Source organism: Spirillospora sp. NPDC047279 (assembly GCF_040643285.1).
In the GTDB taxonomy this organism is placed as follows: domain Bacteria; phylum Actinomycetota; class Actinomycetes; order Streptosporangiales; family Streptosporangiaceae; genus Spirillospora.
Genome location: NZ_JBEYUA010000006.1, coordinates 365,906 through 389,568, shown reverse-complemented (window position 1 = coordinate 389,568; position 23,663 = coordinate 365,906). Strand labels below are relative to the sequence as shown.

The 23,663-nt window shown below is 74.5% G+C and carries 21 protein-coding genes; 11 read left to right on the top strand and 10 right to left on the bottom strand.

Annotated features, from left to right (window positions below; genetic code table 11):
- Positions 1-50 precede the first annotated feature (50 nt).
- Positions 51-3,551, bottom strand: coding sequence for a bifunctional glycosyltransferase family 2 protein/CDP-glycerol:glycerophosphate glycerophosphotransferase (locus tag ABZ810_RS17990; RefSeq protein ID WP_358404140.1), 3,501 nt, complete (start codon positions 3,549-3,551; stop codon positions 51-53).
- Between the two features lie 59 nt (positions 3,552-3,610).
- Positions 3,611-4,750: a glycosyltransferase gene (locus ABZ810_RS17985; RefSeq protein ID WP_358404138.1), complete on the bottom strand. Its 1,140-nt coding sequence runs from the start codon at positions 4,748-4,750 to the stop codon at positions 3,611-3,613.
- A 266-nt stretch (positions 4,751-5,016) separates the two neighbouring features.
- On the opposite strand from ABZ810_RS17985, the gene ABZ810_RS17980 reads away from it, so the two are divergent.
- Genes ABZ810_RS17980 through ABZ810_RS17950 form a run of 7 tightly spaced genes read left to right on the top strand, consistent with a single transcriptional unit; the run spans position 5,017 to position 14,256 of the window.
- On the top strand, positions 5,017-6,075 hold the full coding sequence (locus ABZ810_RS17980; protein WP_358404137.1) for a hypothetical protein: 1,059 nt from the start codon (positions 5,017-5,019) through the stop codon (positions 6,073-6,075).
- Positions 6,072-8,819: a stealth conserved region 3 domain-containing protein gene (locus tag ABZ810_RS17975; protein ID WP_358404136.1), complete on the top strand. Its 2,748-nt coding sequence runs from the start codon at positions 6,072-6,074 to the stop codon at positions 8,817-8,819. Before ABZ810_RS17980 ends, ABZ810_RS17975 begins: the two co-directional genes overlap by 4 nt.
- Before the next feature lie 5 nt (positions 8,820-8,824).
- Positions 8,825-10,561 carry a CDP-glycerol glycerophosphotransferase family protein gene (locus ABZ810_RS17970; RefSeq protein WP_358404134.1) on the top strand — a complete coding sequence of 579 codons (1,737 nt, stop codon included), beginning with the start codon at positions 8,825-8,827 and terminating at the stop codon, positions 10,559-10,561.
- Positions 10,558-12,117, top strand: coding sequence for a glycosyltransferase family 39 protein (locus tag ABZ810_RS17965; RefSeq protein ID WP_358404133.1), 1,560 nt, complete (start codon positions 10,558-10,560; stop codon positions 12,115-12,117). Before ABZ810_RS17970 ends, ABZ810_RS17965 begins: the two co-directional genes overlap by 4 nt.
- On the top strand, positions 12,114-12,623 hold the full coding sequence (locus ABZ810_RS17960; RefSeq protein WP_358404132.1) for an FAD-dependent oxidoreductase: 510 nt from the start codon (positions 12,114-12,116) through the stop codon (positions 12,621-12,623). The genes ABZ810_RS17965 and ABZ810_RS17960 overlap by 4 nt, the downstream gene beginning before the upstream one ends.
- A 39-nt stretch (positions 12,624-12,662) precedes the next feature.
- Positions 12,663-13,436, top strand: a complete 774-nt coding sequence (locus ABZ810_RS17955) for an SGNH/GDSL hydrolase family protein (RefSeq protein WP_358404130.1) — start codon at positions 12,663-12,665, stop codon at positions 13,434-13,436.
- A gap of 22 nt (positions 13,437-13,458) precedes the next feature.
- Positions 13,459-14,256 (top strand): class I SAM-dependent methyltransferase, encoded by a 798-nt coding sequence (locus tag ABZ810_RS17950; RefSeq protein ID WP_358404129.1) that lies wholly within the window; start codon positions 13,459-13,461, stop codon positions 14,254-14,256.
- A 17-nt stretch (positions 14,257-14,273) separates the two neighbouring features.
- Here ABZ810_RS17950 and ABZ810_RS17945 read toward each other — a convergent pair whose 3' ends face one another.
- On the bottom strand, positions 14,274-14,522 hold the full coding sequence (locus ABZ810_RS17945; protein ID WP_358404128.1) for a hypothetical protein: 249 nt from the start codon (positions 14,520-14,522) through the stop codon (positions 14,274-14,276).
- Positions 14,519-14,752, bottom strand: coding sequence for a DUF6504 family protein (locus ABZ810_RS17940; RefSeq protein WP_358404127.1), 234 nt, complete (start codon positions 14,750-14,752; stop codon positions 14,519-14,521). Before ABZ810_RS17940 ends, ABZ810_RS17945 begins: the two co-directional genes overlap by 4 nt.
- A gap of 420 nt (positions 14,753-15,172) precedes the next feature.
- On the opposite strand from ABZ810_RS17940, the gene ABZ810_RS17935 reads away from it, so the two are divergent.
- From ABZ810_RS17935 to ABZ810_RS17925, 3 genes are all read left to right on the top strand, one after another.
- Positions 15,173-16,315: a helix-turn-helix domain-containing protein gene (locus ABZ810_RS17935; protein ID WP_358404125.1), complete on the top strand. Its 1,143-nt coding sequence runs from the start codon at positions 15,173-15,175 to the stop codon at positions 16,313-16,315.
- 118 nt (positions 16,316-16,433) lie between these two features.
- Positions 16,434-17,075, top strand: coding sequence for a class I SAM-dependent methyltransferase (locus tag ABZ810_RS17930; RefSeq protein ID WP_358404124.1), 642 nt, complete (start codon positions 16,434-16,436; stop codon positions 17,073-17,075).
- A 21-nt stretch (positions 17,076-17,096) separates the two neighbouring features.
- The gene (locus tag ABZ810_RS17925) at positions 17,097-17,468 is read left to right on the top strand and encodes a BlaI/MecI/CopY family transcriptional regulator (RefSeq protein WP_358404122.1); all 372 of its coding nucleotides are present in this window, start codon (positions 17,097-17,099) and stop codon (positions 17,466-17,468) included.
- 26 nt (positions 17,469-17,494) lie between these two features.
- Here the strand turns inward: ABZ810_RS17925 and ABZ810_RS17920 are convergent, their stop codons facing one another.
- The 3 genes from ABZ810_RS17920 to ABZ810_RS17910 form a co-directional block, all read right to left on the bottom strand.
- Positions 17,495-18,313: a siderophore-interacting protein gene (locus ABZ810_RS17920; protein WP_358404120.1), complete on the bottom strand. Its 819-nt coding sequence runs from the start codon at positions 18,311-18,313 to the stop codon at positions 17,495-17,497.
- A gap of 69 nt (positions 18,314-18,382) precedes the next feature.
- Positions 18,383-18,964 (bottom strand): hypothetical protein, encoded by a 582-nt coding sequence (locus tag ABZ810_RS17915; RefSeq protein WP_358404119.1) that lies wholly within the window; start codon positions 18,962-18,964, stop codon positions 18,383-18,385.
- 101 nt (positions 18,965-19,065) lie between these two features.
- Positions 19,066-20,430, bottom strand: a complete 1,365-nt coding sequence (locus tag ABZ810_RS17910) for a hypothetical protein (RefSeq protein WP_358404407.1) — start codon at positions 20,428-20,430, stop codon at positions 19,066-19,068.
- Between ABZ810_RS17910 and ABZ810_RS17905 the strand changes: the two genes are divergently transcribed.
- Positions 20,387-20,908 carry a hypothetical protein gene (locus tag ABZ810_RS17905; protein WP_358404427.1) on the top strand — a complete coding sequence of 174 codons (522 nt, stop codon included), beginning with the start codon at positions 20,387-20,389 and terminating at the stop codon, positions 20,906-20,908. The two genes, ABZ810_RS17910 and ABZ810_RS17905, sit on opposite strands and share 44 nt — an antisense overlap.
- 162 nt (positions 20,909-21,070) lie before the next feature.
- Here the strand turns inward: ABZ810_RS17905 and ABZ810_RS17900 are convergent, their stop codons facing one another.
- From ABZ810_RS17900 to ABZ810_RS17890, 3 genes are read right to left on the bottom strand one after another with little or no spacing between them, the layout of a single operon-like run.
- Positions 21,071-21,811, bottom strand: coding sequence for a DUF6193 family natural product biosynthesis protein (locus ABZ810_RS17900; RefSeq protein WP_358404118.1), 741 nt, complete (start codon positions 21,809-21,811; stop codon positions 21,071-21,073).
- Positions 21,812-21,821: 10 nt separating this feature from the next.
- A complete protein-coding gene (locus ABZ810_RS17895; RefSeq protein ID WP_358404117.1) occupies positions 21,822-22,484 on the bottom strand; it encodes a response regulator transcription factor in 663 nt (220 codons plus the stop codon).
- Complete coding sequence (locus tag ABZ810_RS17890) at positions 22,481-23,614, bottom strand: histidine kinase (RefSeq protein ID WP_358404115.1); 1,134 nt, start codon at positions 23,612-23,614, stop codon at positions 22,481-22,483. Before ABZ810_RS17890 ends, ABZ810_RS17895 begins: the two co-directional genes overlap by 4 nt.
- Positions 23,615-23,663: the final 49 nt, after the last annotated feature.

Below are 23,663 nucleotides of genomic sequence, written 5' to 3'. Positions count from 1 at the left end.
AACGGAGTCACCGAAACACGCCTGGCCCGCCCGCCACGACCCCCAGGTGATCAGAGGGCTCCCCGGGCGATGAGGTGGTCGACCACGCGGGCGGCGGCGTTGCCGTCGTCGTGCGGGCAGAACATGTCGGCGAACGCGGTGAGCTGGGAGCGGTGCCGCGCCGGGTCGGCGGCCAGGTCGGCCAGGGCGCCGATGAGCTCGTCGGTGGTCAGCAGGATCGGGCCGGGCGGGAACTCGGCGATGTCGAACGTGAAGCCCCGGATGTCGTGGCGGTAGGCGTCCAGGTCGGGCGTGTAGAGCAGGATCGGCTTGCCGAGCCCGGCGAAGTCGCACATCGCCGACGAGTAGTCGGTGACCAGGACGTCCGCCGCCAGGTACAGCTCGACGACGTCGGGATGGCGGGTCACGTCGACGCAGCCCTCGGGCATCGGCGCGTTCAGCAGGTGGTGGCGGCGGACCAGGAGCACCGTGTCGTCGCCCAGCGCGGCGGACACCCGGGCGAGGTCGACGCCCAGGTCGTGCCGGCGCAGCCCGTGCCGGGCGGTCTGCAGGTTGTCGCGCCAGGTGGGCGCGTAGAGCACGACGCGCTTGCCCGCGGGCACCCCGAGCCGGTCGCGGACCGCGGCGCGGATCTCGTCGTGGCCGTCGCGGTGGGCGAGGTCGTTGCGCGGGTAGCCCGACTCCAGGATCTCGCCGTCGTAGCGGAACGCGCTGCGCAGGATCGTCGTGCTGAACGGGTTCTGGCTCAGCAGCAGGTCCCAGCGGGAGACGTCGGCGGTCAGCTCCCGCATGCGCTGGTCGCGGCGTTCCATCCGGGACCAGTCCATGTCGAAGCCGACGGTCTTGATGGGCGTGCCGTGCCAGGTCTGCAGGTAGGTCTGTCCCGGGCGGCTCTGGTAGCAGGTGGGCTGCGCGACGTTGTTGACGACCATCCGCGCGGCGGCGGTCACCTCGTAGTACTCGCGGCTGTGCCGCTGGACGGCCCGGCCGCCCCCGGGCAGGTGGAAGTGCTGGTCGCCCATGACCCAGACGAGCTCGTGGCCGGTGTCGCGGCGCCGGAACTCCTCGTACAGGGCCTTGGGGTTGCAGGAGTACTGCCAGCCGAAGTAGCTCTCGAAGACGATCAGGTCGCGCAGCGGGGCGCGCAGGAACGCGGGATAGTCGCGCTCGCGGAGCATGCGCTGGGCGTAGGCGCCGCGCTCGTCGTCGGGGCGGGCGATGCGGGCGCTGATGTGCAGGCCGTCGCCCTGGTTGGGCCACAGCCGGTAGTGGTGCCCGGAGACCTCGTGGGCGCCGGGCAGAACGGCCAGGCAGCGCCGGGTCGCGGTGAGCTCGGCCGGCCCCGCGACGGTCAGGTCCCACTTCCCGGCCGCGAGCGGCAACGTCCCGGCGAGCGTGGTGACCGCGGCCGGGTCGAACCCGGCGGTGAAACGGTCACCGTCCCACACGAGCGGGAACGCGTGCTGGACGCCGGTGCGGCGGCGGCGCAGCACCAGTTCGGCCGGGCGGGCGCCGGGGGCGCCGGCGTAGTGGCCGCCGACGGCGAGCCGGCCGTCGCCGGTCCACTCGACGGTGTCGGCGACGAGCTGGGACGGAGCGTGGCCGACGGTCAGGTTGCCGTAGCGGGTGCGCGTCAGCTGGTACGCGGCGCCCGCGACGGTCGCGGCCGACTCGGCGAACCCGGCGGGCACGGTCAGGCGCACCTTCTTGCCGTCCCGGACGAGCCACAGGTCCCAGTGGGACATCGCGGGCGGCGTGCCGAGCCGGTCCAGCGGCAGCCGCAGGGTGAACGGGACGTGGCCGCCGTCGGCGGAGCCGTACTCGACGGGCGCGGGGACGGCGGTGCCGCGTTCCCGGCTGGTGGCGGACGCGGTGGCGTCCCCCGGCGCGGTGCCCTCCAGCCGTCCGGTGATCTCGAGCGTGTCCCCGTCCCAGCGGTGGCCGGTGGCCAGCGCCTTCACCCTGCGGACGCGCAGGGCGACGCCGCCGTCGGCCGGCACGACCTGGGCGCGCGCCTGGTCCGGCAGGTCGTGGTAGATCGCCCAGGCCGCGGCGGGCCCGCACTTGGCGACCGTGCCGCGCAGCGTGCGCCGGTGGCGCCCGGAGCCGCTCCGGACGGCGACCCGCAGCCGCCAGTCGGCCGACCTCCAGCCGGGCACGCCCTTGAGGCGCGCGAGGTCGACGTCGGTCACGAACCCGCAACCGTCGTAGCAGGCGGCGGGCTGGCCGGTGTCGGGCGTGACGTCGGGCCGGGCCACCCGCTGGACCCGGAGCCGGATCCGGCGGCGCGTCCTGGTGTGCTGGAGCCACACCTCGACGCGGTCCTTCAACGTCATGTCCACGCCCGGCACGTAGGCCCGGCCCGCCAGGCGCAGCACGCCCGGCCGCCCGTCCGGCTCCCAGACGATCTCGTCCACCTGCGCCCGCACCCGCATCTGCGCGGTGACGTCGTAGACGTCCTCCGGGACGGCGCGGCGCCGGTCGCCGCGGAACGGCAGCCCCGCGTACCAGCGGCGGCGCAGCAGTCCGCGGGCCTCGATCCGGCCCGCGGGCAGCCCGGTCCGCTCGTACTCGCGGACGGCGACGAGGTCGTCGGCCCGGCCCTCCCCGGCCAGGTGGTACTTCAGGCGCTTGATCGCGGAGAGCTCGGTGAGCAGGACGGGGTCCACCTCGTTCAGGTAGTCGCCGACCAGCGTGCACAACGTGTGCCGGTAGGCGTCGTCGGCCTCCTCGATCACGTTGATGAAGAGCATCAGGTCGTTGTCGAGGCAGGTCAGGTCGTACCGGTTCTTGAGCCGGGGCGCGGACCCGGCCAGGAACCGGGAGACCGACCGCACCGAGGAGATCCGGTCGCGCAGATTGGCGATCTCGGTCCGGCGCTGCGTGATCGACAGGTCGCCGTTGTCGCGCTGCCGGTAGTGGTAGATGGTGTCGGCCAGCACGTCGACGTTCTCCGCCAGGACGTGCGCGGGGATCGTCACCGCGGCGTCCTCGTACGCGCCGGGCGGGAAGGTGAAGCCGTGCGCGTCGTAGAACGAGCGCCGGTAGACCTTGTTCCACGCGGTCCGGTCGTGCAGGAGCTCGGTGTCGCGGCCGATGTGGGTGCGCTTCCGGGTGGCGGCGAACGCGTCGCCGTAGAACCTGGCCTTGGTGCGGCGGTCGGAGTTGAAGATGTCGACGCCGCCGGTGACCAGGTCGGACCCGGTCTCCTCCAGCGTTCCGACCATGCGCTCGTACGCGTGCGCCGGGAGCCGGTCGTCGCTGTCGGCGAACGCCAGGTACTCGCCGGTGGCGTGCCGGACCCCGGTGTTGCGCGCCGGCCCGAGGCCCTGGTTGTCCTGCCGGACGAGCCGGAAGCGCGGGTCGCGGGCGGCGAACGACTTGGCGATGACCTCGCTGCCGTCGGGCGAGCCGTCGTCGACCATGATGACCTCCAGGTCGGTCATGGTCTGCCGTTCCAGCGAGTCCAGGCACTCCTCGAAGTAGTCCTCGACGTTGTAGAACGGCACCACGATGCTCAGCTTGGGTGTGCCGTCCGGCTTGGTCGTCATGGCTGCGCCGCCTTCTTCCGCGTCGTCGTTCGGAGATGTCGTGTCGGTGCGGGGAACGGTCATCGGTCCATGAGGGCGAAGAGCTCCTCCCAGCGGTCCGCGACGATGTCCGGGGCGAAGCGCTGGACCGAGTCGCGCGCGGCGCGGCCCATCTTGTGGCGCAGCTCGGGGTCGTCGATGAGCCGCCGCAGCCCGGCCGCGAACGCGGTGGTGTTGCCGGCGGGCACGACCAGCCCGTCCACGCCGTCGGTGATGAGCTCGCCGATCCCGGGCGCGCAGTCGAACGCCACGCACGGCACGCCGTGCGCCATGGCCTCGAGGATCGCCATCGGGAACCCCTCCTCGCGGGAGGTCAGCGCGAAGATCGATCCGGCCCGCAGCGCGCCGCCGACGTCGGTGGTCGGTCCGGGCCACTCCACCTGTCCGGTGAGGCCGAGCGTTTCGGTCTGCCGCTCCAGCCGCCGCCGTTCGCGGCCGCCGCACTTGTCGGAGCCGTGGACGCGCAGGGTCCAGTCCGGGCGGTGCGGGGCGACCTCGGCCCACGCGTCCAGCAGCAGGTCCTGGCCCTTGTCGTAGTCGAGCCGTCCCAGCCGGACCACGACCGGCTCCTCCAGGTCGGCGTACCGTTCGGGGACGACGTGCAGCGCGTTCGGGATGAAGTCGGCGTTGCCCAGGCCGTCGCGGGCGAACGCGTCGGCGTCGGCGAGCGTCAGCGCCAGGAACCGGTCGGCGCCGGCGAAGTGCCGCATGACGCGGTCGTACCGTCCGGCCACCCGGCACGCCGCGTACGACTCGTGGACCATGCCGACCACCCTCATGCCGGGCGGCGCGGCCCGCTGCACCCACTCCATCGCCCAGACCTCGGCGACGACCGCGATCGCCCCCGGCCGCGCCGCGCCCAGCAGCGCGCCGAGCTCGCCGGCGGCGCGCAGTCTGCCGGCGCGCAGCCGGCGCGCCCGCGGGCTCAGCCGGTCGCGCCCCCGCAGGTCCCACTGCCCGCGCGGGAACTCCGGGTGCAGCACCGTGGTCCGGTACGGAAAGTCGCGGCCGTGGTCGTGCGTGTGCTTCGGATGCATGACCCCGACCACGTGGACGCGGTGGCCGCGCCGCGTGAAGAGCCGGGCCATGAAGTGCACCCAGGTCTGCACGCCGCCCATGACCTCGAAGTTGTTGCAGACCAAGAAGAGATCCCGGCCCATCGCCAAACCGCCTCCCGAAACGCCGGTCGTTGTTGTGTTGATGGGCCTTCGCTGACCTGCGCTAACTCCGGCGGCGGAAACCAAGGACAGTCTTTGCGGAATCTCGAATCGACAAGCCGCCCATTCCGCGTACATTCGGCGATTCGCCGGGCGGCACGTTCCGCAAAGACCCGGCAAACGGCGGTGTCACGGCGGCGGCGCCCGCGCGGCGGCGCCGTACGCTCCGCACGATCGCCGACCTTGGGGGAGGGGCATTGGTGCGCCGCGTGGCACGGATCGCCGTCGGCGCGGGCCGCAGGACGGCACGGTCGTCCGGGCGCGCGGTGCGCGCGTGGCGTGCGCGCGGCACGCGGTTCCGTGCGCGGGGTACGCGGTTCGCGATGCGGACGCTGGTGCGCGCGGTCCCGGTGGCCGCCGCCGACGAGATCCGGGTGCTGGACGGCGTGACGCTGAACGTGCGGGTGCGGCTGCCCGGCCCGCCGGAGTCGTCGCCGCTCTCGGAGCCGGTGCGTCTCGTCCTGGTGTGCGGTGACCGTGAGCAGGTGGTCGACCTGCGGCGCGAGTCGGCGACGACCGCGGCCGGCGTGGTCGCGCTGCCCGGCCTGCCCCGCCCGCCGGCCGTCTCCGGGACGTGGACGCTCCACGTGCGCACCGGCCGGGACGGCCGGACGCGTCCGCTGTACGGGCTGCCGACCCCGCCTCCGCCGGGCGCGGCCGCCGCGACGCGCTGCCCGGAGACGGGCGCGGACCACACGCTCAAGGTCACGCCGCGCGGCCGGCTCGTGCTGGCCGTCACCGCCGCCCGGCCGTGCGCGTACGTCACCCGGGTCGCCAACGGCTGGCACGGCGTCACCGTGTCGGGCCGCCTGAACTTCACGCCCGCGCCCATGCCGGCGGAGGCGGTCGTGGAATGGGCCCGCCCTGACGGGCGGGTCAGGACTCCGGTGGTGATCGACGACGCCGGATGTTTCGCCGCCACCGTCCCGATCGGCGGTACGCCCGCGCCGGAGTCCGCACCGGAGTCCGCACCGGAGTCCGCACCGGAGTCCGCACCGGAGTCCGCGCCGGGGGAGGGGAACGCCCCGGCGGCGGCGTCCGGGACCGGCGCGGTGCGCGGGCGGCTCGCGCTGCTCCTGACGGGCTCCGAGCCCGCCGGGGAGCCGGTGCCGATCCTCCGCCCGCCCGCCCGCCGGACCACCCGTTCCCGCAGGCCGCCGCGGTGGCCGATGGCCGGTGACGACGGCCGCCTGTACGAGGTGACCGCCGACTACACCGGCCGCGGCCACCTGAGGCTCTCCCGCTCTCCGTTCGAGGACGCGACGTGAAGATCACCTATTTCCTGGACGGCGCGGGCGGCGAAGCCGAGGCCGTGGACAGGGCGGCCGTCGAAGACGCCGCCCACCTGGCCGGCGCGCACGACGTCACGTTCCTGGCGCTGCACGGCCCGGTGCCGTCCTGGGCCCCGGACACGCCCTTCCTGATCGACCGGTCGGGGGACGTCCCGCGCCCGCGGCGCCGCACCTCCCTGGACGGGACCACGCTGGAGCGGCTCGCCGCGGACGGCACGCTGGCGGACGTCGAGACCGAGGCCGCGCTCGCCGCGTTCGACGGCGACGTCCTCGTCACGTCCGGCACCGGGGTGCTCGGCCCGGCGGCCCGGCACCGGCCCGCCCGCGCCCTGCTCGTGCACCGGACCGACCTGGCCCCCGAACGGTGGGAGGCGCGGCACGACCCGATCCTGGCGGCGGCGCCGCGGCTGGACGGCCTGATCACCGGGACCCGGCACGCCGCCGAGTGGTTCACCGCGTCGCTGGAGGAGGCCGCGCCGCCGGTCGCGGCCGTCCCGTGGACGCCGCCGCCCGGGCCCCGGCCGCGCGCCTCGCTCGCCGCCCGGACGGTCGTCCTGGCCGGGCGGCTCACGAACGACTGCGGGGCCGGCGACGCGATCCGCGCGTTCGCCACCATCGCCGGGCGGTTCCCCGGCTGGAGGTTGCGGATCGCCGGCGACGGGCCCGCCGCGAAGTCCCTCGACCGGCTCATCGACGCCCTCGACCTGCACCACCAGGTCCAGATCACCGGGGACGCGCTCTCGGCGTCCTCGACGGCCGAGGAGCTGGCCGCGGCGAGCATCCGGCTCGTGCTCGGACCCGACGCCGGGGCGGGGCGCGCGTACACCGAGGCGTTCGCCGCCGGGGTGCCGGTGATCGCCCGCGCGTGCCCCGGCGCCGAGGAGTTCGTCACCGACGGCGTCAACGGCCACCTGCTGATCGACGAGGGCGCCGCCGCGCTGGCCGCGCGCCTCGCCTCGCTCATGGACGACGAGCAGGCCCGGCTGAAGCTCGGCACCGCCGCGCTCGACCGCGTTCCGGTGCGCGACGCCGGATTCTTCGGCGAACTGCTGGCCGGCCGGGCCGGTGCCGCCGCACGCCGAGCCGACCGCGCCGCCGCCCACGCGGCCCGGACGGTCAAGGGCTTCGTCCCGGTGGCCACCGCGCAGCGCAAGGCGGCGGCCGTGCGCCGGACGGTCCAGGCCCGCGACGTCCAGGTCCGCGACGACCTGGGGCCGCACGACGCCGCCCGCCTCAACCTGGAGACCGTCGCCGGCGTCCTGCGGGAGGCCGGGATCCCGTTCTGGGTGCTGCGCGACCACGGGCAGCGGCACCGCGTCGCCGTCCGCGCCGCGCACCGGACGGACACGATCGAGGCCCTCGCGCGTTCCCTCGCGGACGAGCCGGTCCACGCGCACGCGATCAAGCCCGCCAAGGGCGGTCCCGCGTCGGGCCTCGTGCGAGACACCGCGGCATGGCCCGCGCCCGGCGGGCTGCGGATCTTCCGGTATCTCGCGACCTCGACGCGCACCCTGGAGTACGGGCCCGACCAGGGTTGCGACCTGGAGTTCTGGGGCGAGGCGGGCAACGGGGCGCTCACTCCGCTCCGGGCCACACTGATCGGGGACACCGTCCCCGCCGGCGCCCTCGACGAGGACGAGCTCACGGTCGGCGGGCACCGGTACCCGACGCTGCGCGCGTTCACCCGGACCCCGCCGGACGAGATCACCTTCCCGATCGACGCCGTCTTCACGTGGGTCGACGGCGACGACCCGGACTGGCGCGCGCGCCGCGACGAGACGCTCACCGCCGCCGGGCTGACGCCGTCGCGCGCCGACGGCGGCGACAGCCGGTACAGCAGCCGGGACGAGCTCCGCTACTCGCTGCGGTCGCTGGCGGCGCACGCCCCCTGGATCCGGCACGTCTGGATCGTCACCGACCGGCAGGCGCCCGCGTGGCTGGAGCCCGGACCCGGCGTGACCGTCGTCGACCACCGCGACCTGTTCTCCGACCCGGACGCCGAGCTGCCCACGTTCAACTCGCACGCCATCGAGACGCGGCTCCACCACATCGACGGCCTCGCCGAGCACTTCCTCTACCTGAACGACGACTTCTTCATCGGCCGGCCGCTCCCGGCGACCAGGTTCTTCGACGCCGGCGGCCTCACCCGGTGCTTCCCGTCCTCGACGACGATCCCGCCGGGGCCGCGCACCGACCGCGACCCGACCTGGATCGCCGCGGCCAAGAACAACCGGGCCCTGATCGAGGAGGAGTTCGGGCGGACCCCGGTGCGCGCGTTCAAGCACGCCCCCTACGCCCTGCGCCGCAGCGTGCTGGACGAGATCGAAGGGCGGTGGCCGGAGGCGCTGGCCGCCACCGCGCGCAGCCGGATCCGGTCGGTGCGGGACGTCTCGCTCGTCTCGTCGCTCTACCACCACTACGCGCTGTGCACGGCGCGGGCCGTGACCGGCGACCTGTCGGTGGACACCGTCCCGCTCAGCCACGGCACCGGCATGCCGACGCTCACCAGGCTGCTCGCCCTCCGCGACCGGGACTGCTTCTGCCTGAACGACATGGCGTCGGGTGACCTCGGCGAGGCCGAGAAGTGGCGGGCCGCGACCGGCTTCATGGAGAGCTACTTCCCGGTGCGCGGCCCGCACGAGGTGGTCAAATCTTCGGAAATCAACGCCAGTGGCGGTGGTGTCCCCGTGCGCCCGACCGGCGGGTCCGCCCCACGCTAGGAGACGTGGCCGAGCTCACGAATCCCGCAGCGCACCCCGACCCGTCGCCCGATGCCGTGCCCGACCCGATGCCCGACCCGATGCCCGACCCAGTGCCCGATCCGATGCCCGACCCGGCGCCCTGCTCCGTGCCCGACGTGTCGGTCGTGGTCGTGGGGGAGGGCGAGGACGCGAGCGCGGTCCGGCGGACGCTGGACTCGATCGCCGGCCAGACCCTCGGGGCCGTCGAGGCCGTCCCTCCGCCCGCGTCGCCCGGTCGTCCGGCGGGCACGTACGTGATGTTCGTCGAGGCGGGCCGGGTCCTGGAGCCGTTCGCGTGCCTCACGCTGTTCGCCGCGGCGGAACGGGAGAAGGCGCAGCTGGTGTCGGCCTGCGCGGCGGCACCCTCCAGGAAGTGCCGCTCCGGCCTGCACGAACGCACCGCCGTCCATCGCGGGGCGGCCGAACGGCCCGCCGCCGAGGCCGCGGCGGCGTGCACGCCCGCCGTGCGCCTCTACCGGCGCGAGTTCCTGACCTCCATCGACGCGTGGCCCGTGGACGCGGCGTCCGCGGCGCGCGCATACGAGGCGGCCGGCATCCTCGTCGAGCTGCCCCACCGGGTGCTGCGCCCGGCCCCGGCCTCGCGGCGTCGGCGCCCGCTGCGGCGGTTGCGGAAGGCCGCGGGCGGTCCCCGGCTGAAGCGCGCGGTCTACCGGCGGGTGCTCACCCGCCTGCCCGTCCGCAAGGGCTCCATCGTCTTCGAGAGCAGGGGCGGCCGGTACGCGGGCAGCCCGCGCGCGCTCTACGAGCACCTGCGCGCCACCGGCCACCGGGGCCGGATGACCTGGGTGCACGCGGGCGGCGGGGAGGAGTTCCCCGGCGGCGTCCGTCTCGTCCGCCGCTCCTCGTGGGCGTACTACCGGGCGCTGGCCAGGGCCGAGTTCTGGATCGACGACGACCGGTTCCCCGCGCACCTCGCCAAACGTCCGCAGACCACCTACGTCCACCTGCTGGCGGCGCCGCCGCTGGAGTTCACCGGCCTCGACGAGCCCGGCACCAAGCTGGGGTCGCGGGCGGCCCGGCGGCGGCTGCGGCGCAGCGTGGACCGCTACGACCACATCGTGGTCGGCTCCGACTACGACGCGGCCGTCGTCCGGCGGGCGCTGCGCCCGCGGGCCGAGCTGCTGCCGCTGGGACGGCCCCGCAACGACGGCCTGGTCCGCGGCGGTGACCCGGCGCGGCTGGAGCGGCTCCGTGCCGAGCTCGGTCTCGGACGTCCGGGCACGACCGTCCTGTACGCGCCCGCCGCCGAGCCCGCCCCGGGCCTCGACCTGGACCTGCTGGCGCGGCGCCTCGGTCCGGACTTCACCCTCCTGGCGCGCTGCCCGTCGGGCGGGGCGGCGGTCGACGCGTCGGCGGTGCGCGACGAGACCTCGCTGCTCCTGCTGGCCGACGTCCTGGTGACGGATCACGCGCCCGCGATGTTCGACTTCGCGCTGCTGGACCGCCCGATGGTCTTCCACCTGCCCGGCGTGGCCGAACGGCTGCGGCGCAGCGGCAGCTACTTCGACCTGGTGGACGAGGCGCCGGGGCCGCGGACGCTGGACGCCGACGCCCTCGTGGAGGCGATCCGCGGGCACGTCACGTCCAGGGAGGTCTACCGCGAGGCCCGCCAGGAGTTCGCGCGGCGGCACGGGCAGTACGAGAAGGGCGAGGCGGCCGCGGCGATCGCGGAACGGTTCTTCGGGCGGGCGGGCCGGTGAGCACCGCGGCCCTCCCGGCCGCCCGCCCCGGCGGCCGGCACGCCGCGCCCGCCCGGCGCCCCCGCCGGGACCTGGCCGTCGTCGGCGTCGTCCCCGCCCTGACGGCGCTGCTCCTCGGGGCCTGGGCGACCGGGCGGCCCTCGTACTGGACCGACGAGCTCGTCACCGTCGACGTCGCGCGGCGTTCGGTCGCGCAGATCTGGCAGCTGCTGGGGAACGTCGACGCCGTGCACGGGCTCTACTACCTGCTCATGCACCCGCTGGTCGGCCTCGCAGGCACGGCGCCCGGCGTGGTGCGGCTCCCGTCGGTCCTGGCCACGGCGGTGGCGGCCGGGGCGCTCGGCTGCCTCGGCAGGTACCTGGCGGGGAACGCCGCCGGGCTCCTGGCCGGGACCGCCTACGCGCTCACGCCGGTGGCGAGCCAGTACGCGCTGGAGGCCCGCTCGTACGCGCTGGTCGCCGCCACCGCCGTGCTCGCCACGTTCGCCCTCGCCGCCGCGCTCCGCACCGGGCGGGCGGTCTGGTTCGCCGCGTACGGCGTGCTCCTCGCGCTGACGGGGGCGCTGCACCTGTTCGCGGTGCTGCTCGTGACGGCGCACGCGGTGACCGTCCTGCTGTCGGTGCTGCTGCGCCACCTCTCGCTGCGGCAGGCGCTGGCCTGGCTCGCCGCGGTGACCGCCGCCCTCCTCGCGCTCGCCCCGCTCGCGCTCGTCGCGGCGGGCGAACGCGGCGCGGTGGAGTGGATCCGCCCGCCGGACGCCGGGCATCTGTGGGCGTCGGTCGTCGGGGTCACCGGAAGCGTCGCCGCGACCCTGCTCACCGCCGTCCTGTGCGCCGCCGGAGTGGTGGCGCACCGCCTGCGCTCCCTGGTCCTGGTGGCGGTGCCGTGGGCCGTCGTCCCGCCGCTCGCGCTGCTGGCGCTGTCGCGGGCCGAGCCGCTGTTCGTCGCCCGCTACGTGCTGTTCTGCGTTCCGGCCGTCGCCCTCCTGGTCGCCGCCGGGCTCACCGCGCGTCCCCGCGCGCTCACCGCCATGGCGGGCGCCGCGCTGCTGCTGGCGACCCTCGCCGCGCAGCCGGCGCTCCGCCGCCCCGACAGCAAGTGGCACGACTTCACGCCGGTCGTCGCCGCGCTGTGCGAGCGGGCCGAGCCGGGTGACCGCTACCTGGTGGCGCCGGCGAACGCGCGCCTGCTCGCCGCCGCGTACCCCCGGGTGTTCACCGGGCTCGTGGACGTCGCGCAGCAGGTCCCGGGCGCGCGGGGCGGCACCCTCGCCGGCACCGAGACGGGCCGCCGCGAGCTGGCGCGCAGGCTGCGGTCCGCCGACCGTGTCTGGCTCATCCGGCGCCTGAACGGCAACGCCAGGGTGCGCGACGCGACGCGGCGCCGGATCGCGCTGCTCGCCGAGGCGGGACTGACCCGCGAGGCGGGCCGCTGGAAGGGCGAGCGCACCAGGCTCACGCTCTACGTCCGCGGACCGAGCCTTTCCGGCGTCCTGCCGGCGTCGTCGCGTCCCGATGTCACAAAAGCCGGGGGTGGCGCGTCCTTGCCGGTATGACGCAGACAAGGATCGTGATCATCGGGGCCGGGTACGCGGGACTGAGCGCCGCCAAGCGGCTGGCGGGGCACGCCGCGGTCACCGTGGTCAACCCGCGGGACGAGTTCGTCGAGCGCATCCGGCTGCACCAGCTGGTCGCCGGCGGGGACGACGCGACCCTGCCGCTCACGTCGCTGCTGGTGCCCGGCACCGCGTTCGTCCAGGCCACCGCCGAGACGATCGACGCCGCGGGCAGGCGGGTGGCGCTGAGCACGGGCGAGGAGATCGGGTACGACCACCTGATCTACGCGGCCGGCAGCCGGAGCGCGGAGGACGCCGTCCCGGGAGCGCGCGAGCACGCGGTGACCGTCGGCGACCTCGACGGCGCGCGGGCGGCGCGGCGGCGGTCAAGGAGCAGGTCTGCCGGGCGACGGTCGGCTACGGCCTCAACCCGCGCCGGCGCTGGGTCCGGCTCGGCTGGTCGCTCTGACGGAGACCCGTTGTCGGGACGAGGGGAGTGGTCGTAACATCTACATTAGTCAAATATGTGACTAATGGAGGGCGCGGTGAGCTATCTCCGGTATGTCGCCATCGGCGACAGCCAGACCGAGGGCCTGAACGACGGCGACGAGACCTCCGGCTACCGCGGCTGGGCCGACCGGCTGGCCGACATGCTCGCCGAGGTCGAGCCCTCCGTCACGTACGCCAACCTGGCCGTCCGCGGCAAGCTCGCCGCCCACGTGCGCGCCGAGCAGCTGGCCCCGGCGGTCGCGCTCAAGCCCGACCTCGTCACCGTCATGGCGGGCATGAACGACATGATCCGGCCGGGCTTCGACCTGGAGGCCGTGGCGGGCGACCTCGACGCGATGTACGCGGCGCTGCGCGAGACCGGGGCCGAGGTCGTCACGTTCACCTTCCCCGACGTCTCCCTCGTCTCGCCGCTCTTCCGCCGCTTCCGGCCCCGCGTCCTGGCCCTGAACGCCCGCGTCCAGGACTCCGCCGGACGGCACGGGGCGCTGGTCATCGACACCTTCCCGCACCCGGCGGTCTGCGACCCCCGGCTGTGGAGTCCCGACCGCGTGCACGGCGCGCCGCTGGGGCACGCGCGCATGGCGGCCGCGGTGGCGTACACCCTGGGCCTGCCCGGCAGCGACATGTCGTGGACGGATCCCGTCCTGCCGGTGCTCCCGCCCGTGACGGCACTGCGCCGCGCCCGGCAGGAGGCCGCGTGGGCCGGGGCGTTCCTCGGGCCGTGGGCCGTCCGCCGCCTGCGCGGCCGCTCGTCCGGCGACGGCCGCGCGGCCAAACGCCCGGACCTGCTCCCCGTCCGCCCGTCCTGACCGGCTACCCTCCTTGCTCGCCATGGATTTCGATGCCTTCGAACGTGCGAACTGGGAGGGGCGGGCCGAGGCGTACGAGCGCGGCTTCGCCCGCCTGACCGCCCACACCGTCGAACCGCTGCTCAACAGCGCGGGCGTGGGACCCCGGACCCGGCTTTTGGACATCGGGTGCGGCCCGGGGCCGGTCACGGCCGCCGCCCTGGCGCTGGGCGCCCAGGTGACCGCGGTCGACGCCGACCTGGACATGGTCGAGCTCGTCGCCCGCAGGCACCCGCACGCCCAGGTGCGGGTCGCCGCCCTCCCCGAGCTCCCGTTCCCCGACGAGGCGTTCGACGCGGTGATCGGCAACTTCGTCGTCAACCACACCGGCGACCCGGCCGCGGCGGCCGCCGAGCTGTACCGCGTCCTGCGTCCGGGCGGGACGATCGCGCTCACCTGCTGGGACTACCCCGCGCACAAGGCGAGCGGAGTCTTCGGCGAGGCGCTGCGCGCGGCGGGCGTCACCCCGCCCGCCGACGTCCCGGCCGAGATCCCCTTCAGCGCCCACGCCGGGCGCCGAGCGTTCGGCCGCCTCCTGGCCGACGCCGGCTTCGAGGGCGCCGCGGCCGACTCGCTGGCCTGGGCGCACCGGGTCGACCCCGACGTGTGGTGGGAGGACGTCCTCGCCGGCACGGCGATGACCGGCGCGTCGATCTCCCGCCAGGACCCCGGCGTCCAGGCCGAGATCAAGGCCGAGTACGACCGGCTGGTGGCCGGGTACGCCGACGGCGCCGAGGTCGCGCTGCCCGCCCGCGCCCTCCTGGCCCACGCCACCCGCTGACGTTCACCCGCTGACGTTCACCCGCGCGCGGGATGCCCGCCGCCGACGTGCGGCGGCAGATAGCAGATGCTCACCCGCTCGCGCTGCTCGGCGCAGGCCCGGCACTCGAACGTGCGATGCCCGCGATGCCACCCCAGGGCGGGCGGGCAGTCGCACGGCGACCAGCCCACCAGCACGCGCCCGGCGCCCAGCTCGTGACCGTACGGGCACAGGAACGGGACGTGACGCGCGATCGTCCCCGCCTCCATGCCGCCGGGACCGGTCACAACCACAGGTGGCGCAGCCGCCAGCCGGACGGGTCCTCGGCGATCTCCGCGATCCCGTGCCGGTCCCCGTCGACGGCGATGCCGACCCGGTAGAGCCGGACCTCGCCGGGAACCTGCCAGACCTCGCGCACCGACCGGACGTGGAGCGTCCTGCCCCGCCAGGTCAGCACCTTCGGTGCTCCGGACTGACTGTGACCCGTCACCGCGACCGGTTCGTTGTAAAGCTGCACCCCGCAACCCTAGTCGAACATATGATCGAACCCCAACCCCGCCCCCCCACATCGCTGGTCGCGCCTTGTGGCGTCCGCGACATGGAGCTGCTGGAAGAAACGGACGCGGTCAGATGCCGGGGGTTTTGAGGGTGGTGTCTCCTTTTCGGGCTGCCGCGGGGTGGCCGTGCCAGGGGTGGTCCAAGTGTTCTGTCACGTGCACCACTCGCCTCGTGTGGCCGTCGAAATCAACAGACGTCAGCGTGTTTTCGGGTGTGGGCGGATCGTGTCCGGCCCTGCCGCGGGCCTATACCTTGCCAGAGGACACGGGGAGTGTTGGAGATCATCCTGGGCGGGGTTGTGCGGACGCACAAGGGCGGCCGCGGTTCCGGGGGCCGTACGGGCGTGTCCGGGGGGTTCGGCGCGTGGCACCATTGGGCGATGTTCCAGTTCGCGCAGCGCATGCTCGCGCGGTTGCCCGAGCTGTCGCGGGTCGCGGTCGACCGGTGCGCCGCGGAGGTGCCGTTCTACCGCGCGCTGCCGCGTGAACGGCTCGACGGCGAGGTGAGCGGGGCGTTCACCGCCTCGATCCGGCTGATGGCGATCACGCTCCGGGAGGACCGCGCGCCCAACGCCGCCGAGGTCACCGAGATCATCGACTGGTCGGCGCGGCGCGCCGCCGACGGCCTGCCGCTGGACGCGGCGCTCTCTGCCTACCTCGCCGGGTCGGCGGCCTGCTGGGAGGTCCTCGCCGCCGACGCCGACCCCGCCGAGCTGCGGTGTTACGGGACGCACGCCCTGCGCTACCTGGCCGCCGTCCTGCCCGCCGTGGCGCTGGCGCACCTGCACGAGCAGCAGCAGATCGAGGGGCAGCGCCGCGACATGCGGCACAACCTGGTCTCCGCCCTCCTGGCGGGACGGCCCGCCGCCGAGCCGGCCAAGCAGTCCGGCGTGACGCTGGCGCCCGCGTACCACGTCCTGCTGCTCACCCTGGAGCCCGGCCCGTCCGGCCCGCGCGAGACCATCCGCCGCGTCCAGGCCGCCCTCGACGCGCACCGGCAGACCGACGTCCTGGCCGCGCTCACGGTGGACGGCGGGATCATCCTGCTGCCGGCCGAGCCGGGTCCGGACGACCTGTTCGATCTGGTGGCCGGCGTCGCCGACGCCACCGCGCGGCCCGTCACCGCCGCCGTCGCGACCGCGTCCGAGCACGCGGCCGTGCCCGCGGCTCTCGACGAGGCCAGGCAGGTCGCCGACCTCGTCGGCCGCCTGGACCGGCCGCCGGGCCTCTACCGCCTCGACGACGTGCTGCTCGAATACCAGCTGGCCCGGCCGGGACGGGCGCTGAGCGGTCTCGCGGGCAAGCTCGGCCCGCTGGACGCCCGCCCCGACCTGCTGGACACCGTCCACGCGTTCGTCCGGCACGGCCACAACCGCAGCCGCGCCTCCGCCGAGCTGCGCATCCACCGCAACACCCTCGACTACCGGCTCGCCCGGATCGCCAAGCTGACCGGCCTCGACCTCACCCGGCCCGAAGGGCTCCGCCTGCTGGACGCCGCCGTGACCGCCCGCGCCCTCACCTGAGCCCGCCGGCCGCGTTCACCCTCGGCGCGCCGACCGGCCGTCCTTGCCAGGCCGGTGACCGGTAATTACGATCAGCGCGTGTCGATTACTACGTTCACGTAGTAGAGGAGGCGCGCGGATGGGCGACCTGTCGGGCCTGCAGAACCCGAAGTTCGCGCGCGCGTACGAGCGGGCGAGCGCGGCGGCCGAGGCGCGCGGCACGGGGCGGTACCGTGACCGGCTGCTGGCCGGGCTCCGCGGCCGGGTCATCGAGATCGGCGCGGGGAACGGGCTGAACTTCCCCCGGTTCCCGGCGCACGTCACCGAGGTCGTCGGCGTGGAACCGGAGGACCGGCTCCGCCGCCTCGCCGAACGGGCGGCGGCGAAGGCCGCGGTGCCCGTCCGGGTCGTCGCGGCCGATGCCGACGACCTGCCGTTCGAAGCGGGGGAGTTCGACGCCGCCGTGGTCTCCCTGGTGCTCTGCTCGATGCCGGACCCCGTGGTGACGCTCGGCGAGCTGCGGCGCGTCCTCAAGCCCGGCGGGGAGGTGCGCTTCTTCGAGCACGTGCGGTCGCGCAGCCGCCCGGCCGGGCTCGTCCAGGACCTGATCACGCCGCTGTGGTCGCGGATCGCCGGCGGATGCCGGCCCAACCGCGACACCGCCGCGTCACTCGAACGGGCCGGGCTGATCATCGAGGAGATCGACCGGTTCTCCTACCGGCCGGCCCGGAGCATGCCTTCACAGCCGCACATTCTCGGACGAGCCCGGTCTCCGCGCTGACGCCTCGCTATCGTCGGACGGGTGAACGCGGGGATGTCTCTGGGGAGCCTCGAGGCCCGGATCATGGGCCTGCTCTGGGCCGCGGGCGGGCCGCGCACGGTTCGGGAGACGCACGCCGAGCTGAACGTCGACCGCGACCCGCCGCTGGCGTACACCACGGTGCTCACCGTGATGAGCCGGCTGGCGGAGAAGGGCGCCCTCGTCCGGGCGGAGCAGGCGAAACGCGGGCGAGGGCACCTCTACGAGCCGGCCGCCGCCGACGAGGCCGCGCTGGCCGTCCACTGCGTCCTGCGCGCGTACGGGCACGCCGCGGTCGGCCACTTCGTCGCCCAGGCGAAGTCCGACCCCGCCCTCCACGAACGGCTCCGGGCCCTCCTCGACGAGAACGGCTGACCCCGCACGTTCGGGCGTCGGGACGGTCAGTGCTTGGCGGCCTTCCAGTAGCCGCAGAACATGACGTCGTCCTTGGGCACGCCGGAGGTGACCCAGTGGCGGCGCAGCCCGGTGGGCAGGGCCGACTCGCCGACGACCCAGCCGTAGAAGCGCCCGTCGGGGCGCGGGAGCCCGGTCGCCGTTCGCAGCGCCAGCGCGCCGGGCGCGTCGCCGTCGCGGACCAGCCACTCGACCGTGACGCCCTCCGGCGCGGTGAGCTCCTGGCGGTCGGCCTCGTCCGGCACCTCGACGAGGGCGTGACCGCGCGCGTCCTCCGGCAGGGAACGCAGGATCCCCGCGACCGCGGGCAGGCCGCTCTCGTCGGTGACCAGCCGGAACTCGCGGATCGAGGAGTCGGGGTTGAACCCGATGCCCTCGTCCAGGAGCGCGACCGGGTCGCCGGGCGAGCAGGCCTGCGCCCACGTGGCCGCTGGCCCGGCGCTCCCGTCCTCGGGCGAGCCGTGCAGGACGAAGTCGACGTCCAGCTCCCGCTCCGCGGGCCGCAGCGCGCGGACGGAGTAGTTGCGGAGCACCGGCCGCTCGGTCTTGGCGACCGTGAGGAACTTCAGGTACGACATCGTGGTGAGCCTGGCCGGCACGCGGCTCAGCGAGTCGTCGCCGCCGACCGGCAGGAACAGCCGGAACCACTGGTCGAAGCCCATCGGGGTGAAGCGCCCCAGGTCCTCGCCGCCGAGGGTGACGCGCGCGAAGTGCGGCGAGATCCGTTCGCTCCGGACGACCCGGAGGGTGACGAGCTCGGCGCCGGCCGGCTTGACCGCGGTCTTCGACATGTTCTGGCGCGCCATGAGATTCCTCTCGAACGGGAGCGCCAGCCTAGCGAACTTAGGTATGCCTTGCCTAACTTCTAGGATCGCTCACTTCAGCACGTACGGGCGCAGGCCGACGCGCAGCCGTTCGGGGTCGGGCTCCTGCGCGATGATGCCGCCGGAGTCGGCCTTGTAGCGCGCCGGGCACGACGCGGCGCCAGGCATGTCGAACGAGCCGACCGGACGGGCGGTCTTCGCCTGGTACACGCGGACGGCGTACGAGGTCTTCAGCAGCGTCACCTTCACGGCCCCGGCCCCGAGGTCGGACGTGTCGCTCAGCGAATAGGTGAGGCTGGAGGGGAGATGGGAGTACAGGCATTGCCGTTCGTTCGTCCCGTACGCCGTGTTCTGGTACACGCAGGCGACCAGCTGCGCCTTGGGCGGCGCGTCGTCGGCCCCCGGACGCCACGCTCGGGGGAGTTCCACCCGCTGAACGGCGGAATCGGCCGGCACCACGTCCACCGGGTGCGGCCCCTGCCCCTCGTAGGGCGCCGAGGTCTCCTCGTACAGCGTGCCCGCCCGCGCCGTCCCGTTCCGCTGGGCCGGGCAGAACCCGGACTTGGGCTCGGGCAGGTCCGGCGGGTCGTCGAGCATGGCCGCCAGCTGGACACCTCCCAGAATGGCGGCCACGCCGATCCCCAATCCGACAAAGGACCACCGGTCAGACCTGCGCATGCCCGCCATTGTCGGTGTGGCGGGCGGCCGCCCGCCACACCGGGCTCACCGCGAGCTCACTCGCCGGGGTCGCGGCGGGAGGCGGAGCGCCGGAGGATCAGGCCGGCCACCAGCAGCGCGACGGCGCCGAGGGTGAGCGTGGTGACCGCGGCGCCCGTGGACGGCAGGCCGTTCCCGTCGGCCGTCGTCGAGCTCGGCCCGGACCCCGCGCCGCCGCCGCCCGGCGTGCCGCCACCGTTGTCACTACCGCCGCCGCCGCCATCGCCGCCGCCATCGCCATCGCCGCCGTCGGTCGGGCTGGGCGTGGGCGTGGGCGTGTCGGTCGGGCTCGGGGGCGGGCTGGGGGTGTCGTCCTCGACGACGGTCTCCACGCACGAGCTGTCGTCCGCGTGGTTGGTCTCCTCGCTGGTCGTCGTCTCGGAGGCGCAGTTCCTGAGGACGGTCCCGTCCGCGACGTCGTCGTGGACGTGCACGGTGATGCTCAGCCGCCTGATGTCGCGGGGCCGCATCGTGCCGAGGTCGCACACCACCTCGGTCCCGTTGTCGGTGCACTCGTCGGGCAGCTGGACGATGTCCACGTTCGGGTTGTCGGGGTCCCGGATGACGACGTTCTCGGCGATGTCCCCGCCGGTGTCGGTGACGATGATCGTGTAGGTGATGGTGCCGTCCGGGTTCACCGTCGCCGGGCCCAGCTTCAGGACCGTGACGTTGGTGTCGGCGCCGTCGGGGCCGGGCTCGACGTCGGTGGTCGCGCACGACTCGTTGTTGCCGGTGTTGTTCTCCCGGCTGCCGGTGTAGACGGTCGCGCAGTTGATGATGTCGCCCGTCACGCCCTCGTTGGCCCGGACCACGATCGTGAGGGTCACGCTGTCGCCCGGCCCCAGCGTGCCGAGCGGGCACGTGATCGTCAGGCCACTGGCGGGGCACTCGTCGGGCAGCGAGACGATCGTGTCCAGGTTCCCGTTGGTCGGGTCCTCCACGGTGACGTCCACCGCGTCGGACGGTCCGTCGTTGGTGACCACGACCGTGTAGGTGATCGTTCCGTTCGGCCCGACCGCGGCCGGGGCCGACTTCTCGATGCGCACGTCGGTCAGCGTCCGCGTCTGGCTGATCAGCTGGGTGGACGCGTCGGCCACCCCGGGTGTCGTGGAGGACGCCGTCACGCGGTTGGTGACGTTGGTGCCGTCGGACACGTCCGGGTTCACCGTGACCGGGATCTCGTAGGTCAGCGTCTCGCCCGGGCCCAGCGCCGTCCCGGTCCCGCCGCAGGTCACGACCTGCCCGCTCGCCGAACACCCGGCGGGCAGCGCGCCCGCCGTGACGTTGGGGTCCAGGGTGTCGGTCACGGTGACGTCCTCGGCGGCCTCGTCCCCGCCGTTGGTCACCGTCACCGTGTACACCGACTCCGCACCGATGATCATCGGGTCGGGCGACACCGACTTGCTCACCTGCAACTGCGCCGCCCGTGCCGCGACCCTGCGTCCCGTCCGCGCCTTGGCCGCACCCTCCGCTTCAGCCGACGTCGAGCGCGAAGGCGAAGGTGACGATGAACGCGAAGGCGAAGGTGACGATGAAGGCGAAGGTGACGACGAAGATGAACGCGAGGGTGAGGCTGAGGGTGAACGCGAGGGCCGGGCCGCCCGCGTGGGCGTCGCCGAGACCGGCGGCGTCGCCGTCGCCGAGACCGATGGCGCTGCCGTCGCTGACGGAGGTGGCGCCGCCGCAGACCTGGCGGAGACGGCCGGTGCCGCGGTGGACTCCGCCGGCACGGAGCGCGCCCCCTCGTCGTCGGTGGCGGTGAACGTCCAGCCCGTCCCCGCGATCACGACCGCCGCCGCGGCGGCCAGCGCTCCCGCCGTTGTGTGCACCCTGCCCATCGACCCGCCCCCGAACGCATGACACCCTTTCGGCCGTCATGCTGGTGGCGGGCGTGGAGGCGTGCCGCGACGAACACGCCCCTCAGGCGATCCCGGGGCGACCTATTTACACTGCGGGTACCCGGGCATGAGGAGAGCGGCGAACGGCACGGCGCCGACCGCGACGTCCCCTGCGGAACGGGGGTCAGCTTCCGTGACTGGCCTGGTCGTCCAGGTCGAAGTGGACCGGGATGCGGTCGACCGCGATGGAGACCGCTTCGGCGGGGGTGGTGACGCGGGACAGGACCGAGCCGCCCCACCATTCCTTGACGGTGTAGTCGCCGCCGCCGCGGGGCGACTCCAGCGAGACGAAGCTCGGAGTGGAGAACGGCAGGTTCGGGTCGGCGGCGAACCCCAGCGACCAGTGGCTGGCGTACGGGTAGAGCCTGCGCAGCCGCGGCTCGGCGTAGGCGGCCTCGATGAGCGCCTGGTACTCGGGCCAGCGGGTGTCGCGGGCGTCCTTCAGCATCCACCGCCACTCCGCGGCGATGACGTCGGCGGGGTCGTCGTCGGGCACCTCGTCCCGCCCGGTCAGGATCTCGAACGGGACGGCCCGTTCGATCTCGCCGAGGCCGCTTCCCTCGGCCCAGCCGTGGATCACCGCGGGTATCTCGCACAGGTCGTCGGTGCGCCCCTGGACCAGCGGCCCGTTGTTCGCCGAGCCCCAGACCGACCATCGGCGCTCGTGCCGCCAGGCGGTGACGATCAGGGGTTCGCGGTGCGGCGCCGTGCTGGGCGCGGTGGCGTGCCGCAGCGGATCGGAGGGCGTCGCGATCAGGCCGAGGTCCAGCCCCTGGTCGGCCGCCGCGGCCTGGAGCGCGGCGGCGAGGCTGCCCAGGGCGACCACGTCCGGGTAAAGGACCGCGGGGTCCGGTTCTTGCCTCATGCGGCTCCGATCAGTGGTTGCGGGGGGACACCAGGCCGGATTCGTACGCGAGGACGACGAGCTGCGCGCGGTCGCGGGCCTGGAGCTTGGCCATCGCCCGGTTGATGTGGGTCTTCGCGGTCACCGGGCTGATCACCATGCGCTCGGCGATCTGGTCGTTGGACAGGCCCTGCGCGGCCAGGACGACGGCCTCGCGTTCGCGGTTGGTCAGCTCCTTCAGCTCGGTGCCGGCCCCCGTGTAGACCGGTTGCGCGACGTACCGGCTGATCAGCATCCGGGTGATCGACGGCGCCAGCAGCGCGTCGCCGCGCGCGGCGACCCGCACGGAGTGGAGCAGGTCGTCCGGCTCGATGTCCTTGACCAGGAATCCGGCGGCGCCGGCGCGCAGCGCGTTGAAGACGTACTCGTCGAAGCCGTAGTTGGTCAGGATGACGACGTGCACCCCTGCCAGCGCCGGGTCCGCGGCGACGCGCCGGGTCGTCTCGATCCCGTCCATGACCGGCATCTGGATGTCGACGAGCGCGATGTCGGGCAGGTGCTCGCGGATGAGCGCCAGGCCCTCCTGGCCGTCGCCGGCCTCCGCCACCACCTCGATGTCGTCCTCGGCGTCGAGCAGCGCCCGGAAGCCGCCCCGCAGCAGCGGCTGGTCGTCGCACAGCAGGACCCGGATCACGACGGCCCGCCCACGGGGAACTCGGCCTCGACGCGGAAGCCGCCCTCGCTGCGCGGTTCGGCGCGCAGCCGGCCGCCGAGCGCGGTGACCCGCTCGCGCATGCCGAGCAGCCCGATCCCCGGCACCGGCGCGGTGCCCGGCGTGGCCTTGCCGTCGTCGTCGACCCGTACCGCCAGGGTGTCAGGGCGGTAGTCGATCCGGATCGTCGCCGTCGCGGCGGCGGCGTGGCGGGCGGTGTTGGTCAGCGACTCCTGAACGACCCGGTACGCGGTCTGGTCGACCGCCGTCGGCAGGGCGTGCCGGTGCCCCTCGATCGTCAGCGTCGTCTTCAGGCCGATCCCGCGGACACGTTCGACGAGGTCCTGAACGTGGTCGAGCCCGTACGACGGCGTGCGGGCGTCGTCGCGCAGCGTCTCCAGGGTCGACCGCAGCTCCCGGGTCGCCTCACGCCCGGCCTCCTGGATCGCCAGCAGGGCCTCGGGCACCTCTTCGCCGCGCTTGCGGGCCAGGTGGACGGCGACCCCCGCCTGCACCTTGATGATCGAGATCTGGTGGGTGAGCGAATCGTGCAGTTCGCGAGCGATGTGCAGGCGCTCCTCGATCGCGCGCAGCCGGGCGGTCTCCTCGCGCGTACGCTCGGCCTCGTCCGCCCGCCGCTCGGCCTGCCGCAGCGCCTCGCCCGCCGCACCGGCGGCGATCAGCCAGGCCAGCTCGAGGGCGCCGCGGGCCTGCGCGAACGCGTCGCTCGCGGACCCGTCCGCCGGGGAGATCATGGCCGCGACCGGGAGGGCGGCCAGCAGGGCCACGCTCGCCACCACCGTGACGAGGCGATGCCCGGCGCGCACGGCGGCGTACACCGCGAACAGGTACGCCACGGCCGGGACGCCGAACCCGATCGCCTGGTAACCCAGCGCGCACATGCCGGTGACGGCCAGCACGGGCACCGGCGCCCGGTGCGCCGCGACCAGCGCCAGGCCGCTCGTCAGCATGAGCGCGTAGCCGAGAACGTCCAGGTCGGACGGCGTGGGGTGGTCGCCCGACAGCGCGGTGACCACCAGCATCGCGGCCACGCAGACCGCGATCACCCACCCGCTGATCCTGGCGCGTACGCCGGACAGCCCAGTGCTCATAGGCGCACCGTAGCGGGATCTGGTCTCGTGCGACTCCTGCTCGCGAACG

Bases quoted from the DNA above. Each gene is read 5' to 3' on its own strand.
- ABZ810_RS17985 (WP_358404138.1), bottom strand. From the start codon at position 4,750: ATGGGCCGGGATCTCTTCTTGGTCTGCAACAACTTCGAGGTCATGGGC.
- ABZ810_RS17960 (WP_358404132.1), top strand. From the start codon at position 12,114: ATGACGCAGACAAGGATCGTGATCATCGGGGCCGGGTACGCGGGACTG.
- ABZ810_RS17920 (WP_358404120.1), bottom strand. From the start codon at position 18,313: ATGGCGCGCCAGAACATGTCGAAGACCGCGGTCAAGCCGGCCGGCGCC.
- ABZ810_RS17935 (WP_358404125.1), top strand. From the start codon at position 15,173: ATGTTCCAGTTCGCGCAGCGCATGCTCGCGCGGTTGCCCGAGCTGTCG.
- ABZ810_RS17890 (WP_358404115.1), bottom strand. From the start codon at position 23,614: ATGAGCACTGGGCTGTCCGGCGTACGCGCCAGGATCAGCGGGTGGGTG.
- ABZ810_RS17910 (WP_358404407.1), bottom strand. From the start codon at position 20,430: ATGATCATCGGTGCGGAGTCGGTGTACACGGTGACGGTGACCAACGGC.
- ABZ810_RS17990 (WP_358404140.1), bottom strand. From the start codon at position 3,551: ATGACGACCAAGCCGGACGGCACACCCAAGCTGAGCATCGTGGTGCCG.
- ABZ810_RS17900 (WP_358404118.1), bottom strand. From the start codon at position 21,811: ATGAGGCAAGAACCGGACCCCGCGGTCCTTTACCCGGACGTGGTCGCC.
- ABZ810_RS17930 (WP_358404124.1), top strand. From the start codon at position 16,434: ATGGGCGACCTGTCGGGCCTGCAGAACCCGAAGTTCGCGCGCGCGTAC.
- ABZ810_RS17950 (WP_358404129.1), top strand. From the start codon at position 13,459: ATGGATTTCGATGCCTTCGAACGTGCGAACTGGGAGGGGCGGGCCGAG.